This is a genomic window from Natrarchaeobaculum aegyptiacum (genome assembly GCF_002156705.1).
GTDB classification, from domain to species: domain Archaea; phylum Halobacteriota; class Halobacteria; order Halobacteriales; family Natrialbaceae; genus Natrarchaeobaculum; species Natrarchaeobaculum aegyptiacum.
Genome location: NZ_CP019893.1, coordinates 2,408,743 through 2,424,638 on the forward strand (window position 1 = coordinate 2,408,743; position 15,896 = coordinate 2,424,638).

Here is a 15,896-nt window from a genome sequence, read left to right on the forward strand (position 1 = left end):
ACGTGCCCACCTTCGACTCACCGATCGTCTCTCGAAGTCGTCCAGCGGCGGTCGAGATCACTCGCTCGAGGTGGCGACGATGAGTGCCGATGCAGACGCCGACAGTGGTACCGACGGCGGCGACGACCTCACGCAGCTGATCACCAGCGAAGTCGGGAACCAGCTCGAGGTTGGTGACCTCCTCGGGAACGGCTCGATCGGCAATGCGATCGACGGTGGCGAGGTCGGTGCGACGGTCGGCCGCCGGGTCGGCGAACGCGCCGGTCGCGCCCTCGGGCTTGCTGTCGGTCGGGAGGTCCACCACGCGATTTCGTCGACGCTCGAGCGCGATCCGTCGCTCGACGAACTGGTCTCGAACGTTCTCGAGGCGGTCAAGACGGCGCTCACGGAGGCGCTTCGAGAGGCGATCACCGGACCTGCGGCCTCGCTCGCCGAGGGCGTCGGCAGCGAGAATCTCTCGGGACTGCTCGAGGAGGCTGCGTCGACGACGGCGGACGAGGAGGGTGGTGAACCGGAATCCGCAGACGAGGACGGTGACGAAGACGGGGTGGAAGAGACCGTCGACGACGAAGACGAATCGATGGAGGACGACGAGGATGCTGCTGAAGACGAGGTGGATGAGACAGCGGACGACGGTGAAGCAGACGAGGGAGACGAAGACGAAACGGGTGAAACTGGTGACGAATCCGGTGACGAAGAGGCTGACGATCAATCGACTGACGAAAGCGACGAGAGCGACGAGGGATCAGGCGCTGACAGCGCCGAGGTTGACGAGAGCGGCGACGAAGGCGACACCGGGGAGGAATCGGACGAGTCGGAGTCGGCTCCCGACGCGGCAGACCTCGAGTCACTGCGCCGGGAGACGCTCGAGGACTTCCTCGGCGTTCTCTCCTACGAGGACCTGCAGTCGATCGCGAAGGACGTCGACGTTACGGCGAACCTCAGTCGCGAGGAAATGACCGACCGGATCGTCGAAACGGTGACGGACGAGGCTTCGGGAGAGACCGAGTCGGAAGACGGCGAGGAAGTCGCACCCGAGTCCTGATACTGGATCGGCGATGGTCCGGTTCCAGTGTCGATCCCGGTCACGGCCGGTCTCGAGTCCGGCCGACCTGCCTACGGAGGTAACTGAGCGACGATGACTGACCCACAACCCGAGGACGTCTCTGCCCTCCTGACCGACGCCGATCGAACCGCGCGAGGATTGCTCACCGGTGACGCCGAGTCCGATGCACTGCTCGAGCACGCCGAGGCAGCCGACGACCTCCTCGAGTCTGCCGACCCGGTGTCGGTGCTCGAGGCGGTCGGCCTCGAGACGCTTCCCGACGGAAGCGAACCGTCGTCGATCCCCGAGGCGATCGCCCGCGGGGACGAAGCGCACGTCGACGAGTTGCGGCGGTTGCTGCATCTCGCGAACCTCGCCGACAGCGATCGGGAAGGCGAGGTCGACGAGTCCGACGACGAGGCCGCTACCGAGGATCTCGAGGCCAGCGTCGCGGCCGTCCGGGAGACGGGTGCCCACGAACGCGTCGGCGAGGATGGTGACGACCAGGGGGACGCGAACGGCGCTGTCGACGCCGCCGAGGAACGCGATGCTGTCGACGACGATGCCGACGCGACTGCTGGCAACGGCGACGCAGACTCGACCATCGAGTCTGCCGTCCGCTCGACGCTCGAGGGGATCGACGCCGACCTCGAGGGGCTCAGCGATCGACTCGAGGCGGCTACCACGACGGACGACGATGACGGCGCCTCGACTGCGAGCGGCGACGAGGATCGAACCGACACGGACGCCGAGGCCGACGATGAGTGTGTCACAGACGACGAACCGACCGCAGAGCGCACCGACGAGCAGAACGCCGACGGGGACGACGGCCTTCTCGAGCCCGACCTGGACCCTGACATGGGGTCCGGCGATGGTATCGGGAGCGGCCCCTCGAGTGGTCGCGGCGTGGCCCGGCACTCGACGGTGGCGGCGTCACCCGCTGACCGGCCAGACATGCGTGGGCTGGCGCGGCTCTCCACGATGCCGAAGCGTGAGTGATCGAGAGATCGAACCACCGCCGACACTGTCGGTCTGTCCCAGCCGACGCTGATCGCTCGTTACTCGCCGCTCTGGTCGTCAACGAACAGTCGCACGCCCATCACCGGGATGAACAGGAAGAACGCGAGCAGACACGCCCCGACGAAGATCGCCTGGAAGAACTGCGGCGAGATCGACGGCGTCGAGATCCAGCTCGCGATGAGGACGCCACCGGCGATCGAGAGTGCGACGAGGATTCCGATGTCACGACGCTCGACGGGAACTTCCTCGGACATACCGGCTCTTCTCGCGGATAGTATATATGCTGACTGTACGACGCCGGCACAGCGGTCGCCGGTGAGAGACGTCTACACGGGAGACTGGGTCAGTACCACGGCGGAAGTGTGGGGAACTGACGTCGGAGGACGACGGTGACCGATTCCACCGAGCAGCATCGTCTCGTCTCGCCCCATCTCATCGTATCTCGTATCGTTGTGGTGATCCGATTCCCTCTTGACTGCACGCCGGTGTGTACCTGATCGCGAGCCCTGTCGGCGATCAGTGTATGAATTGGCACAATTGGATCAGCGGAACCTCCGGGTAGGCGAGTAGGATGTGAAACACTATCATATATCATGAACTTTTATGTACGAGTGGCCTGAAGGGGTGAGTACAGATGTCGGTCGTACACGTACGCGTCGCAGCATAATTTCGTCCGCAGACCAGTATCGCCGCTCGAGAGCACATCCGAAGCAGACCCCGACCGACATGAGTACCCGAAACGCACACACCCAGACCGACGCCGAACCGACTACCGACCAGCCTTCCAGCCGACCCGAAACCCGAACACAGATGCCTGCACAGACGACCCGGTCGACCACGCGACTCTCGGCCCGTGGCACCCAGTCCGCAGCCGCCAGCGCCCCCCGGACGTTCTCCCACGGGCACACCGACCGCCTGCAGAATCTCGTCGATCGCTGGAACGTCGCCTTCGCCGACTCGAAGGCCGAAACGCGAACGTAAGTCGGTTCGCAACTGTTAGTCCTCCGTAGCAAACTCCTCGAGCGACGGGACAACACCGAGTTCCTGAAAGAGACCGAGCGCGTCGTAATTCGTCCACATCTCGACGATCTCCTCGTCTTCGACGCGGTAGATCTCGACGCCCGACACCTCGACGTGATCGCCGGTCGGCTCGAGTCCCATGAACGACCCTTCGTGAGTGCCCCGTGCGGTATATCGGAGGGCGACCCGATCGTCGTCGGCGATTACATCTTCGACCTCGTACTCGACGTCGGGAAACGCCTCCCGGTACGATTCGACGTAGGATCGGTAGGCATCCCGATCCCGGGGATCGTCCGGTGCGGCCGGGTCGTGGAGGACGAACGAGTCGGCGAAAATGTCGTCGATCACCTCGAGGGAACCGTCGGTCCAGATTTCCTCGGGATCTCGTCGAACGAGTTCTGTGGGTGTCGTCATTTCAGTGTCACCTCTCGTGGTGCCGCGTCAGCGATCCCGTCTGACCGACGGGAGTGGACGGCCCACGTCCTACGACCGATCGAGTTGTAAACGTCGACCGTGAGAGCGCCGTGTAGCCCAGTCGGGCCAGTCACGGCCGTCGCCAGCAGGTACTTCCGATGGCCCGGTCTCTCGCGAACAGCAGAGACACCCCAGACTGCGCGGGGCTCTCCCCCGATCATCATCCAAACCGTCTTTGGAACGGCGACCGTACGCTCGAGTGGCCGATGACGACCCACCTGCTCCGAGCCGGACTCGGCACCCGGTGACGACGAGCCCTATGAGTGCCGAGGCCGACTTCTATCCACACACTCTCGACGGAGGTATACGACCGTCGCTCACGGGCCGTCGATTCGCTCACACCGATTGTCCGAGACCGCGACGGCTCACCGATCAGCCTTCGGTTGCATTCGATCGGAGTAATCCCAGCTAAAGACGGTACGGGGCTCGATTCGGATGCAAATCTCGTCGCGATCGTCGGCGAGCAGCCGCTCAGCGAGGGGTGAATCCGTCCCCCCGAGATACCGCTCGAGGAGGGCTCGGAGGACCATCTTCCCGTCGTCGGGTGACATGGACGCGGAGCCGTGACCCCGTACGCCCCGGTATGGAATCTCGTTCGTCGATACGTCGAAGGCAACCTCGGGGTCGGTCCGGAGGTACGTCAACAGCGCTGCGTCAGCCGAGGTGGCGCACTCGAGCAACCCGTCGCAGTATCGGTACCACAGGGTTACCACCCAGGGTGTTCCGTCTGGCCGGCGCACCCCGAGTCGAATCGGGATCGTCGCGTCCTCGAAGAATCCAGCCACCTCGTCGTCCGTCCAGGCGCCGCGGAACTCGACCATACCCTACTGCACGCTGTGAAGACTCAAAATTCCCCTGCCGCGGGCCAGCTGGCCCGACTGGGGGTCCAGGTGGGCCCAATCGCCGATCCTTCCCTGTTCGCCTCGACGCGTGATCCGTCCTGTGGGACTCACGTTACGATACCGCTAGCCGCGACCGACGCCCCTCGAGAGAACGAAACCGAAACCCGACGACGAGACCGTCCTCGACGAGTTCGCCGTGGAATCGTAGCTGGTACCTGCGAATCCAATCCCCAGTGCAGTGCTACCGAGAACGATTTCAGAGGGGCCGGCAGGCCGTCCACTCAGCCCGCCGAATTACCGACGCCGAGAAACTCGAACGGCTCCGTTTCGACGAGGTCGTCGGCGACGTCACCGGCGAAGACGTTCGACTGATTCTCGCCGAGTGCCAGCGATCGAACGCCGGCATCGGCGTCGAAGTCGACTCCCTCGAGGTCCAGCCAGAAGATGGTCGGCGAGAGTGCCGACTCGAAGTAGTAGCGTCGGTTCCGGTGGTCGGCGACGGTGCGCCAGCGCGTCGAGGAGATGTGTGGTTCGTCCGGCGTACTGATCCCGTAGGGGACGGAAACGTTGCGGATCGCACCGAAGACGCTCGCCGTCGCGATTCGGCGGTCGTCGGTCCGGGGAATCGCGTCGACGTAGAAACTCGCGCGGACGAACCGGTCGGCCGGCCGATTCGTTCCCGGTAACATGACGGTGCCGCCGATCTCCGACCAGTAGGCCTCGAGGGCGCGTTGCTGGTCGAACGGCGGGGAGTTGGTCATCACCTGATAGTCGCGGTCGTGGTGGATCGTTAACTCGCCGTCGACGTATTCGAGGATGGCGCTGTCACCCGTGGCGTCCGAGATGGACAGGTGTAAGGTGGCGAGTCGGCCTTCGTCGGGGATCTCGTCGGAGACGACGACGAACTCCTCGGTTCGGTGGTGATCGACTGCCTCGGCGACGGTCGCGAAGTTGTCGAGGACGTACTGGGCCCACAGCGAGATCGACAGCCCGGGCGTGTCGCCGTTCCACTCGGGATACTCGGATTCGGTGAGCCACAGGACGTTCGCGACCAGCCCTTCTTCGTTCATCCCGTCGGTCGTCGCGATGTCGTACGCAGAGGCGACGACGCTGCCGTATTCGGCCGTCCACTCGAGCGAGGCTGGCCCGACTTCACCCGTTCGTTCCATCCCGCGCGGGAATACCCAGACGTTGGTTCCGATCTCGCCGTGCCAGTCCATCGACCGGCCGGTGAGCACGATCTCTTCGGGTCCGAGATACACCAGTCGCGTACACATCTACGATCCCTCACTGACGTCCCGCTGATCGGTCGTCCACGAACAGAACATGATCCCGTCGTACCTCGAGCAGGATGATAAGTTGCGTTCGGCCAGCCCTGATACGTCGTGACCGGCGTACTGTCTCTCCACCGGGAACGAAATCGCGTGTGACTCCCCGGAGGCCTGTCCCTCGCCGTCAGTGACGTCCGTTCACTCGCCGTCGACGATGTCTGCAGGGCTGAGTTCCCTCGCCTCCGCGACGTACTCGTCGATCAGGTCTTCGGCCCACATGCGGACGTCGGGATCGTCGGTGTCGATCGAACCACGGAGGATTCCCTCATCGTCCCGGAGCAGCACGTAGACGACGTCGTCGACCGTCATCACCGCGACCGGGACCGCCTCGACGACGGAGACGGCCGCCGACTCGTGGCCGAGCAGCTGCTCGAGTCGTCCCCGTAGCTCGTCATCCCTGCGGAGCGCGTCGATCGCTTCGTAGGTGAAGACGCCGGTGAACGTCTGTTCGCCAGCCGCGGTCTGGGTCTCGACCACGTCGAGCGTCTGTTCGTTGAACGCGTGGGAGACCGTTCGCACGGTCTCGGCGTCCGGGAGAAACTCGAGCAGCCGGTTCAACGGCGCACCCGGGCGCGTTCGCGAGGGTGTCGTGATCGTCGCGTCCGCGAGATGGCGCGGATCGAGATCGGCGGCCGGTCCGTCCGTCGGGAGGTACTCGACGACGTCCCGGAGGCGACGCTCGGTCTCGAGTGCAGCGAGGAGGTCCGAAACGGCGGCTGCGACGAGTCGGCCGGTCACGGTCGCTTCGTACTGGCTGCCGTCGCGCGTGATCCACGATCGGTCCGCGAAGTCACCGAGGATCCGACCGAGCGTTGCCTGCGAAACACCTGTCTCGTCGGCGAGTTCCGAGCGCGTTGACGGCCCTGCAGCGCATAGTCGGAGCACCTCGACGCGGTTCGGCGATCGCGCGAGGAACTCGATCTCCTCGAGCGCAGCGTCCATACCGACTCCTGCGCTCGAGGGAACAAAAGACTTTCGTGCTATGAAAAATTTTCACACCGTGAAAACCCGCGCCGACTCGAGTGCGTTTCGACCAGATCGTTCGGCGGATGGGATGAAATAGTTTCGGATTGGTGCTATATGTTCTCCAGTGGTATCTGGATGTACAATGATTTCCGCCGATCGATTCGATTTTGTTCACGTCGGTGCGGTCCCGGTCGGCGAACCCGAGGTGGTCGCCTGATGGACCGTCGCACCGCCGCACTGTTCGCACTCTCGAGTGTCTTCTTCGGGGGGACCTTCGTCGCCGCGAAAGCCGGGCTCGAGTACTTCCCGCCGTTGCTGTTCGTCGCGCTCCGGTTCGACGTCGCTGCCGTCGTCTTGCTGGGGTACGTCCTCGCCTCGCGGTCTCGTGAGGAACTCCTGCCGACGACCCGGGGCGACGTCTACGGCATTTTCGCGACGGGCGTGCTCGTCATCGGGCTCGCGAACGCTCTCCTGTTCGTCGGCCAGCAGTACGCCACGAGCGCCGTCGGCGCGATCGTCTTCAGCCTCACTCCGATCCTGACCCCTGTCTTCGCCGCCGTCTTGCTCTCGACCGAACGGCTCTCGCCCCGCGGCGGAGCCGGAATGATCCTCGGACTCGTCGGCGTCGCTCTCGTGGTCAGCCCCGACCCTGCAGCGCTGCTCGGCGGCGACGCGGTCGGCCGCGCCATCCTCTTTGGCGGGGCAGCGAGTGCCGCTCTCGGCTCGGTCCTCATCCGCCGCTCGAGGGCGTCCCTCTCGAGTACCGTCCGTATCGCGTGGGGACTTCCACTCGCCGCGGGCCTCTCGCACGTTCTCGCACTCGGTGCCGGCGAGTCGGTGTCATCGATCGTCTGGACGCCCGGCGCACTCCTGGCGCTTGCGTACGTCAGCATCGTCGCTGGCGTGCTCGCCTACGCCGCGTACTTCTCGCTGATCGACTCGAGCGGGGCCGTCCAGGCGAACCTCGTGTTCTACGTGGTTCCGGTCGTCTCGACGATCGGCGGGGCCGCCCTCCTTGGCGAGGCGGTCTCCCCGACCGCACTGGTCGGCTTCCTGACGATCTTCGTCGGCTTCGCCGTCCTCGGCAGCGAGTCGATCGACGTCCGTGGGAAACTCGAGACCCTGATCGGTGCTCGAGGGACGGACGTTCTCGAGGGCGAGGAAGAGCCGCGGGGCTACCGCGCAGATTGAGCCGACTGATTCGGTCTACAGGCTGAGCAGGCCGAGTGCCTCGGGGCCTGACCCCGAGGCAGTTTGCCGTCCTGTGTACCGGAACACCAGAGAGCGTCAGCTGGGGTGTTGGAGCCGGTATCGATCAGTCACGTGATTTCGTGCGGTAGTTGTGCTGGTCATTCCCCGACACCGTGCTTTCGGAGTCGACCCGCTCACTACTCATAGTGTGCGCTCACACTATCTCGGTCGGGGGACAGACAGACCTGCACAACTGTTACCACGCGGTTACCGAGAGTCCACAGGGAGGCTGCCAGTTCGACTGGCACTGACTATCGCTGCGCTGCCCTATATCGGTGTTGCACGAGGATCACGTCCACGTTCGTCTCCACCCTCGTCCAGCGGGTTCGCTTTCGCTACAATTCGTCGAACGACTGGACGCGATAATCCCCGAGAACGCACAGTCCGCGACGCTCGTGGCCGACGCGTTCGACGTGGATCGCGTCGATCCCGGCGTTCCAGGCCGCGCCGACGTCGTTCGCGCCGTCACCCGCGAGGACGCCCCGGTGGCCGTTGTGTGCCACGCCAAGGTCGGCCATCACCGACTCGACGGGATCGGGGTCGGGTTTCCAGCCCGTCTCCTCGGTACAGCACAGGCGCGTGTCGAACCAGTCGTGGATGTCCACGTGCTCGAGGACGGGTTCGGTGAGATACGATTGACAGTGAGTGACCAGCCCGACGGGGACGTCCAGATCGGCGACGAAGGCGGCGTCCTCGTGGAGAAAGGTCTGTTCGGCCCGGACCTCGGGGTCTTCCTCGGCGTGGAAGGCCTCCCAGAAGGCGGTGGGATCGATCCCCCACGCCTCGAGCTGGCGGTCTCGCGACCCCGTCAGGCCGTTCCAGAGAACGTCGACCTCGCGGTCGGTGAACTCGCGGCCGAGACGGTCGCCGACCCGGTCGAACACTTCACGCGTGTAGGACCACTCGACGTCGACGAGCGTGCCGTCTAAGTCGAGCAGCCAGAAGTCGTACGCCTCCCGTGGGTCTGGCTTCCTGTCCATGCGGACGGGGGTGTACGACCTTCTCGAGTATATCGTTGTTGCTCACGTGTTCCGTACCTTACACGGCGATCAGTCGTCGGCCAGATCTGCCAGCCCCGCGTCCTCTCGCTCGAGGTGGACGAGCATTGCGGGGTGTAGCGGGCCGTTCGAGGCGAGCAGGCCCTTGCGCCCATCGGCGTCGAACTCGAGGGTGTAGGTGTCGCCAGTCTCGTCGGTGATCGTCGCACCGGCGGTGCGGGCGATGACGACGCCGGCGGCGACGTCCCACGGGTAGGTGTCGTACTCCCAGACGGCGTCTGCGCTGCCGCTGGCGAGGTAACAGAGGTTGAGCGCGGCCGAGCCGAGTCGGCGCACACCACGGGCTTCGGCGTAATAGTGAGCGAGGAAGGATCCGTCCGGATCGTAGCCCGACAGCAGCATGCTCTCGTCGAGGGCGTCACGGTCGGTCGTCTCGATGCGCGTCTCGCCCTCGTAGGCCTCCTCCTCGTCGGCGATTGCGTGGAACATCTCGCCGGTCTCGGGGACGTGGACGACCCCCATCACGGGGACGCCGTCGCAGAGCAAGGCGATCGAGATGGAGTAGTTGGGGTTGCCGTGGGCGAAGTTGCCGGTGCCGTCGAGTGGGTCGATGACCCACTCGTATGCGCTGTCGCCGTCGACGTAGGCGCTCTCCTCGGAGAAAATGCTGTGGTCGGGAAACTCGTTTTCGACGACCGTCTTGATGATCCGATCGGCCTGGTGGTCGGCCTCGGTGACGATGTCTGACTTGTCGGTCTTGTACTCGACGCCCTCGATCTGGCCGTGGAGCTCCCGCAGGGGTTCGCCAGCGCTCCGGGCGGCCTCGATGGCGATGTCGCGGGCGCGTTCGACGATCGTCGGGTCGCGCTCCCCGATCGTCGGTTGTCCGTCGAGTAACTCCCGCGGCCCCGGGTCGTCGACGTCCCGGGCTCCCCACCCGAGTTTGTCGGTGATCGCCGTGAAGTAGGGGTCGTCGTAACTCGTCCGGACGACGTGGGCCCGCCGCTCGGCACCGGTCACCTCGATCACGGTGCCCGCCGAGAGGACGTTGTGCGCGCGACCGCCGTCGACGAGCACGCTCGCGGTTCCTCGAGTCACGATCTCGAGGTCGGTCGTCGGGGCGACGACCATCGGTCGGACGCCCATCCGGTGGGTGTGCAGCGGGACGATCTGGAGCGTGTGGTTGTTCACGGGGTAGTGTAACGGCCCCTCGGCAGACAGCGAGATGCCCGTCGAGCCGGTCGGCGTCGACACCGCCAGTCCCGACCCCTCGAACTCGCCGACGTACTCGCCGTCGGCGAACACCTCGAGCCGGGTCACCTTCCGCTCGAAGGGATTCTCCGGGGGGACGTGCTGGATCATCACGTCGTTGATCCCCGTCGCCCGGAGGCCGCTGGTCTCGACGCGAACCTGCTGGCGGCTGTCGACGGTCGCTCGTCCCCGGAGTACTTCGTCCAGGGCTGCTTCGAGGTTCTCGATCTCGACGCGTGCGAGGAACGCGAGGGTCCCGGCGTTGACGCCGAGAATCGGGATATTTCGCGGGGCGAAGGTCTTGATTCCCTCGAGGAAGGTGCCGTCGCCACCGATAGTGACGCCGAGGGTGGCCCGGCTCTCCTCGTAGACGTCGCCGACGTCGTCTCCGACGCCGACGGCTGCGAATCCGACGTCGCGCTCGTCGGCCCAGTTTCGAAGTCGCTCGAGAGGCTCGTCACTGTCGGGGCTCGCGATGGCGATGATCTCGTCGGTGGTCGCAAGACGTCGGCCGTGCATCGTTGACCTCTCTGAGGAGGGCATCGTACATATTTTCTTCCCCTCTCGGCGTCCGAAAAACTGCGGTACAGATAAATTATATTTGATACGTTTCGAAACGACTGTATGGGCGAACCACGTCGGGTACCGTATGTCCGTACTCGAGATCGCTCGAGACACCGTCGTCACCGAAGCGCCGGATACCTCGATCGCAGACGTCGTCCGGACGATGCAACGTGAGTCCGTCGCAAGCGTCGTGATCGTCGACGACGACGATCCCGTGGGCCTCGTCACCGACCGGGACCTCGCGATGCTCGTCCTGGACGCCGAGTTCGATGCCGAGGAGACGCCGATCTCCGAGGTCGTGCCGACGAATCTGGTCACTGTCGACGCCGACGCTGGCGTCTACGACCTCGTCCAGTTACTCTCCGAACAGGGGGTCCGCCGGGTTCCGGTGGTCGACGACGGCGACCTCGTGGGCATCATCTCGCTCAGCGACGTCGTCGTCTTGCTCGGGATGGAACTCCAGCACGTCGCGACCGCGATCCGGACGGCCGCACCGGCGTACGAACAGTCTGCCACGTCGTTCTACGACGACCTCGAGTGAGCCGCCGACCGTCGCGTCGCGGGCAATCGAATCCACTACTCGAGACTCGATTCGACCCGCTAGTCGAGACTCGACTCCACTCGAATACTCGAGCCGAGGTACTTCGAGAGCACTTCCGAGACCGACTCGGCGTTGAACGCCTCGAGGTCGTCGGCGATGGCCTCGCCGAAGGCCTCACGGTAGGCCGTGTCCATCTGGAGCTCACGGAAGGACACTGACTCGACGGGTTCGCCGAGCCAGTCTTCGGCGAGCGCACAGGCGTACTCGTGGTCTGCGACCTCGCCGCGCCAGAGGGTATCCCGGAAGAACAGCCAGCCGTGGCTCCCCGGTTTCGGTGCCTCACGAAAGAGCGTCACAGTCGTCTCGGCGCTCTCGGGAGCGATCGAGACGGTCTCGTCGACCGCCTCGAGTCGGACCGTCGCGCGGAAGACGTAACGCCCGTCCACTTGCTTACCCCTCTCGTTCGCGTCGCTCGGTCTCGATCAGTTCGGCCATCTCGAGGTCCTGGTCTGTGATGCCGCCTGCCTCGTGGGAGGTCAGTCGGATCTCGACGTCCTTGTAGCCGATGACGATCTCGGGGTGGTGGAACTGTGCCTCGGCGATCTCGCCGACCATCTGCGCGAAGTTGACGCCCTGCAGGTACTCTTCGAACTCGTAGGTGCGAACGATCTCGTCGCCCTCGCGGGCCCACTCCTCGGGAAGTCCGGCATCGATCTCGTCGTCTGAGAGTACGTCACCCATAGGCGGGCGAACGAAGCGCATGCAAATAACCATTGTGCCGGCGGCCGGTCGGCTACAATTAACCCTTCTTCGAGCGGCCGAACTCCCTCGAGAACTGTTAGGTCAGTCGTCGTCCGACTCGACTGTCAGCGCCTGTCGGTCGCGCCGCGATTCCTCGTCCTGGACCCGCATCGACGCGTCTTCTTCGTCGAGTTCGGGGTCGAACAACTGGAGTGCGGTGTTGATCGTGCTCCAGTCGTCCTCGGCGGCAGCCTCACGCAGGCTCTTGGTCGGCGGGGCGAGCAGGTGACTGACTAACGCGTCGGCCATCGAGGTGACGACCTCGCGCTGCTCGTCGGTAAAGTCGGCGCTTTCTGCGCTCTCGAGTCGGGAGAACGCCGTCTCGAGTTCGCGGCGCTTGAGCCGTTCTGCGGACTCGTACATCGCGGCGATGACCTCGTCAGCGCGGGCGCGTTTGTACTGGTCACACAGCAGTGCGTACTCGTAGTCGATCATCGCCTCGACCTCGCGTGCGGCGTCGGCGCGCTGGGCGCGGGTCTCTTCGGTGATCGTCTCGAGGTCGTCCAGGTCGTAGACGGTGACGTGTTCGAGCGCGTCGGTCGCGGGGTCGACGTCCCGGGGCTGACCGAGGTCGACGACGACCTGCGCTCGGCTGGCTGCACCGCCGGACGCTCCCCCCCGTTCGAAGTGGTGAGCATCGAGCACCGGGTCGGTGCTCCCGGTGGCCGTCACGACGACGTCGGCCCGGCCGGTGACCGTCTCGAGCGCCTCGAGCGGGATGCCCTCGGCGTCGACGTCGTCGGCGTCCCGCGCGAGTTCGGCGGCGAGGTGGTCGGCGTTTTCGGCCGTCCGGTTGGCGATGAGCAGTTCGTCGACGCCGGCGTCGGCGAGGCTCCGGCCGGCGAGTTGCCCCATCTCGCCGGCCCCGACGACGAGCGCGGTCGCACCCTCGAGCGCGACGATTTCGCGGGCCTTCCGGGTCGCCGCCGAGCCCAGCGAGACGACACCCTCGTTGATCGCCGTCTCCGTCCGGGCGCGTTCGCCGACGTGGATCGCCTTGGTGACGGCGGCCTCGAGCATCTCGCCGATACCGTCAGCTGTCCGGGCGTCTTCGTAGGCGTCTCTGACCTGCCCGATGATCTGATCTTCGCCGACGACGACCGACTCGAGGCCGGCGGCGACACGTAGCAGGTGTTGCAGGCTCTCGTCGTGGTCGCTCACGATGAGCGCGTCCTCGTCGACGGCCGCAAAGAATCGTTCGAGTGCGGCCTGACCGACCGCTGTATCGGGAGCGACGACGTAGGCTTCGACCCGGTTACACGTCGAGAGGACGTACGCCTCCTCGACGCCGGGCCTCGAGCAGAGTGACTCGACGCCAGCCTGCTGGCTCTCTGGGCTCGCGACGGCGAGGTCGTCGACCCCGCCGGACTCGTGTGTAACTCGCGCGCCGATAACGACACCGGCCGATCTCACGCCCCATCACCACCGGTAGCGAACTGGTCCCCGAGCACGTCCTCGATCACTTGAGATGTCTTTGGAGTAGCGATACGTAAAGCTGTCCAATGATCCGGCGAACTGGCAACGTCGGCGAGGATCGCCCGTCGCCGTTCGGGGTCGACCCCGCGTTCTGCGAGTTCCGCCCGGAGTTCTGAACAGACGCTCGCCATCGCTCCCGCTCCCTCGAGCGTGTCCTCGAGTTCCCGTCGCAGGTGTTTGCTCAGCGCCGGGGCCTGCCCGCCGGTCGAGATGGAGACGACGACGGGATCGTCACGGACGGTGGCGGGGACGACGACGCTGCCCGGATCGCGCGATCCGGATCGATCGGCGCGGTTTACCAGACAGTGTTGCTCGCGGGCGGCCGTCTCGACTGCGTCGTTGATCGCCTCGTCGTCGGTGGCGGCGACGACGAGCGCTGGCTCGAGGCGGTCGATCCACTCTGTGACCTCCTCGGAATCGGGGGCGACCCGGACGAGGGAGGCGTCGCCGAAGTCCCGGTCGGCGAACGCGGGACTGAGAACGATCACGTCCGCCTCCCGAGCGAACCGACGAGCCTTTCGAGCGCCGACCGGACCGCCGCCGAAGACGAGTACCCGGGCGTCGGTGAAGTCGTGGACCAGTGGAATCATGCGTGTTATGTGGTCGGTGAGTTCGACTGTATCGATCCGACTGCTTTCGTCTGGCCTAGGGCCGGTGAGATAAAAGGAACTCGGCCCATTCTGTCCGCGTGGGAACGGCCACACCCGATACCCGCTCGCGCCCGGCGTGACGACCCGCCCCAGGGCGGCCAGTCACCAACTCGTCGCTTCGCTCGAGTCTCAGTCTCCCTCGACGCCCGTGACCTCGAAGCCGAGGTCGCGAATTTCCTCGAGGATCGCCTCGTGGTCGGCGCTCGCCTCGTAGTACATCACGATGTGGAACGCCCCCTCCCGGAGGAGTTGCTGACACTCCCAGACGAACTCCTCGTCCTCGAGGGTCAGTCCCTGATGCTGGTTCGACGAGAAGTCCGGGTCGTCGTTGCCCGAATAGACGAAGCAGTCTTTCGGATCGTGTCCGGAGTGTTCGGCCACGATGTCGCCGACGTCGATCGTCGCCTGCATCATCTGGACGTCCTCGCTTCCGTCGTACTCGGTGTGGACGATCACCCCGTTGAGCTGGATTTCCCCCGGCTCGAGCAACGCTTTCGTCCGCTGGTAGAGGTCGTGGTCGATAACGTCGGCCATTGCCCGAGACGAGTCGGCCCGCACTCATAGCGGTCACGATTCCCGGCGCGCCGATCGGACCCCGGCAATCGCGTCCCCGACTCTCGAGAGTCACTCTCGATCGCTGAAACGCATTGGTGTGTTGACGAGTATCACGCACAGAGAGTCAAGCGCAAAACACATAGCCGTTCGTTTCGTCCGTTCGAGCGATGAATCGCTGGCTCCGTCGGCACGTCGACGCGATCTACGAGCGGGTGCTCTCGAGGGAGATTTCCGGTGCACCGACCCACGTCGCGGTGATTCAGGACGGCAACCGGCGTTACGCGCGCCGGCGGGGCGGCGACGCCCACGAGGGCCACCGCGCGGGCGCGAAGACGACCGAACGGGTCCTCGAGTGGTGCCAGGAAGTCGGCGTCGAGGAGCTGACCCTGTACGCCTTCTCGACCGAGAACTTCGAACGGCCGCCCGAGGAGCGCGAACAGCTGTTCGACCTCCTCTGTGAGAAGCTCCGGGAGTTCGCCGACGCCGACCGTGTCCACGAAAACGAGGTCCGCATCCGGGCCATCGGCGACGTCGAGCGCCTCCCGGACCGCGTTCAGGCGGCCATCGACTACGCCGACCGACGGACCGGACAGTACGACCAGTTCGTGCTCAACGTCGCGCTGGCCTACGGCGGCCGCACCCAGTTGCTCGAGGCCGCCCGTGGCGTCGCCGCCGACGTCGACGCCGGCGACCTCGAGCCCGCGGCGATCGACGTCGAGACCATCGAGAATCGCCTCTACGAACAGCCGGTCCGCGACGTGGACCTGATCATCCGGACCGGGGGCGACGAGCGAACCTCGAACTTCCTCCCGTGGCACGCCAACGGCAACGAGGCCGCGGTCTTCTTCTGTACGCCCTACTGGCCGGAGTTCTCCAAAGCGGACTTCCTCAGGGCCGTCCGCACCTACGAACACCGCGAGGAGTCCTGGCGTCGCACTCGCGCCCGCCGGGCACTCGCCTTACTCGGTGCTCTCGGCGAGAGCGACCTGCCCGAGGCCCGGTCGGTCGTCGAGCGCTTCCGGGATTCCCTGCCCTCTGCCGAGCGTCCCACGGAGGAAGACCTCCGGGAACCGGAACTCGAGGGGACCGAACCCGTCGCCGACTGATCGTA

18 protein-coding genes are annotated in these 15,896 nt (G+C 65.4%); 6 read left to right on the plus strand and 12 right to left on the minus strand.

The window, feature by feature from the left end; genetic code table 11:
- The first annotated feature begins 79 nt into the window (after window positions 1-79).
- Together B1756_RS11740 and B1756_RS11745 are read left to right on the plus strand one after the other, a co-directional pair.
- Window positions 80-1,045 carry a hypothetical protein gene (locus tag B1756_RS11740; protein ID WP_086890163.1) on the plus strand — a complete coding sequence of 322 codons (966 nt, stop codon included), beginning with the start codon at window positions 80-82 and terminating at the stop codon, window positions 1,043-1,045.
- Between the two features lie 93 nt (window positions 1,046-1,138).
- Window positions 1,139-2,044: a hypothetical protein gene (locus tag B1756_RS11745; RefSeq protein ID WP_086888707.1), complete on the plus strand. Its 906-nt coding sequence runs from the start codon at window positions 1,139-1,141 to the stop codon at window positions 2,042-2,044.
- Between the two features lie 59 nt (window positions 2,045-2,103).
- Here the strand turns inward: B1756_RS11745 and B1756_RS11750 are convergent, their stop codons facing one another.
- Window positions 2,104-2,319 carry a hypothetical protein gene (locus B1756_RS11750; protein ID WP_086888708.1) on the minus strand — a complete coding sequence of 72 codons (216 nt, stop codon included), beginning with the start codon at window positions 2,317-2,319 and terminating at the stop codon, window positions 2,104-2,106.
- Between the two features lie 472 nt (window positions 2,320-2,791).
- Between B1756_RS11750 and B1756_RS11755 the strand changes: the two genes are divergently transcribed.
- Entirely contained in the window at window positions 2,792-3,046 is a 255-nt protein-coding gene (locus B1756_RS11755) for a hypothetical protein (protein WP_086888709.1), read from the plus strand.
- 15 nt (window positions 3,047-3,061) lie between these two features.
- Here B1756_RS11755 and B1756_RS11760 read toward each other — a convergent pair whose 3' ends face one another.
- The 4 genes from B1756_RS11760 to B1756_RS11775 all read right to left on the minus strand — a co-directional run bounded on the left by B1756_RS11760 (window position 3,062) and on the right by B1756_RS11775 (window position 6,674).
- Window positions 3,062-3,499, minus strand: coding sequence for an ester cyclase (locus B1756_RS11760; RefSeq protein WP_086888710.1), 438 nt, complete (start codon window positions 3,497-3,499; stop codon window positions 3,062-3,064).
- A gap of 425 nt (window positions 3,500-3,924) precedes the next feature.
- Window positions 3,925-4,380, minus strand: coding sequence for a pyridoxamine 5'-phosphate oxidase family protein (locus tag B1756_RS11765; protein ID WP_086888711.1), 456 nt, complete (start codon window positions 4,378-4,380; stop codon window positions 3,925-3,927).
- 302 nt (window positions 4,381-4,682) lie between these two features.
- The gene (locus B1756_RS11770) at window positions 4,683-5,678 is read right to left on the minus strand and encodes a linear amide C-N hydrolase (RefSeq protein WP_086888712.1); all 996 of its coding nucleotides are present in this window, start codon (window positions 5,676-5,678) and stop codon (window positions 4,683-4,685) included.
- A gap of 192 nt (window positions 5,679-5,870) precedes the next feature.
- Entirely contained in the window at window positions 5,871-6,674 is an 804-nt protein-coding gene (locus tag B1756_RS11775; protein WP_086888713.1) for a helix-turn-helix transcriptional regulator, read from the minus strand.
- Between the two features lie 237 nt (window positions 6,675-6,911).
- Between B1756_RS11775 and B1756_RS11780 the strand changes: the two genes are divergently transcribed.
- Complete coding sequence (locus B1756_RS11780; RefSeq protein WP_086890164.1) at window positions 6,912-7,889, plus strand: DMT family transporter; 978 nt, start codon at window positions 6,912-6,914, stop codon at window positions 7,887-7,889.
- Window positions 7,890-8,284: 395 nt separating this feature from the next.
- On the opposite strand, the gene B1756_RS11785 is transcribed toward B1756_RS11780, so the two are convergent.
- Together B1756_RS11785 and B1756_RS11790 are read right to left on the minus strand one after the other, a co-directional pair.
- Window positions 8,285-8,929 (minus strand): HAD family hydrolase, encoded by a 645-nt coding sequence (locus B1756_RS11785; RefSeq protein ID WP_086888714.1) that lies wholly within the window; start codon window positions 8,927-8,929, stop codon window positions 8,285-8,287.
- Between the two features lie 69 nt (window positions 8,930-8,998).
- Window positions 8,999-10,717: an NAD(+)/NADH kinase gene (locus B1756_RS11790; protein WP_086888715.1), complete on the minus strand. Its 1,719-nt coding sequence runs from the start codon at window positions 10,715-10,717 to the stop codon at window positions 8,999-9,001.
- A 130-nt stretch (window positions 10,718-10,847) separates the two neighbouring features.
- On the opposite strand from B1756_RS11790, the gene B1756_RS11795 reads away from it, so the two are divergent.
- Window positions 10,848-11,303 (plus strand): CBS domain-containing protein, encoded by a 456-nt coding sequence (locus B1756_RS11795; RefSeq protein ID WP_086888716.1) that lies wholly within the window; start codon window positions 10,848-10,850, stop codon window positions 11,301-11,303.
- Window positions 11,304-11,362: 59 nt separating this feature from the next.
- Here the strand turns inward: B1756_RS11795 and lwrS are convergent, their stop codons facing one another.
- The 5 genes from lwrS to B1756_RS11820 all read right to left on the minus strand — a co-directional run bounded on the left by lwrS (window position 11,363) and on the right by B1756_RS11820 (window position 14,764).
- Window positions 11,363-11,749, minus strand: coding sequence for an LWR-salt protein (gene lwrS, locus B1756_RS11800; RefSeq protein ID WP_086888717.1), 387 nt, complete (start codon window positions 11,747-11,749; stop codon window positions 11,363-11,365).
- A 4-nt stretch (window positions 11,750-11,753) separates the two neighbouring features.
- A complete protein-coding gene (locus tag B1756_RS11805) occupies window positions 11,754-12,044 on the minus strand; it encodes a 4a-hydroxytetrahydrobiopterin dehydratase (protein WP_086888718.1) in 291 nt (96 codons plus the stop codon).
- Between the two features lie 102 nt (window positions 12,045-12,146).
- The gene (gene hemA, locus B1756_RS11810) at window positions 12,147-13,517 is read right to left on the minus strand and encodes a glutamyl-tRNA reductase (protein ID WP_086888719.1); all 1,371 of its coding nucleotides are present in this window, start codon (window positions 13,515-13,517) and stop codon (window positions 12,147-12,149) included.
- Window positions 13,514-14,170: a precorrin-2 dehydrogenase/sirohydrochlorin ferrochelatase family protein gene (locus B1756_RS11815; protein ID WP_086888720.1), complete on the minus strand. Its 657-nt coding sequence runs from the start codon at window positions 14,168-14,170 to the stop codon at window positions 13,514-13,516. Before B1756_RS11815 ends, hemA begins: the two co-directional genes overlap by 4 nt.
- Before the next feature lie 189 nt (window positions 14,171-14,359).
- Window positions 14,360-14,764 carry a DUF5778 family protein gene (locus B1756_RS11820; RefSeq protein WP_086888721.1) on the minus strand — a complete coding sequence of 135 codons (405 nt, stop codon included), beginning with the start codon at window positions 14,762-14,764 and terminating at the stop codon, window positions 14,360-14,362.
- A 188-nt stretch (window positions 14,765-14,952) separates the two neighbouring features.
- On the opposite strand from B1756_RS11820, the gene uppS reads away from it, so the two are divergent.
- Window positions 14,953-15,891, plus strand: a complete 939-nt coding sequence (gene uppS / locus B1756_RS11825; RefSeq protein WP_086888722.1) for a polyprenyl diphosphate synthase — start codon at window positions 14,953-14,955, stop codon at window positions 15,889-15,891.
- The last annotated feature ends 5 nt before the right edge of the window (window positions 15,892-15,896 follow it).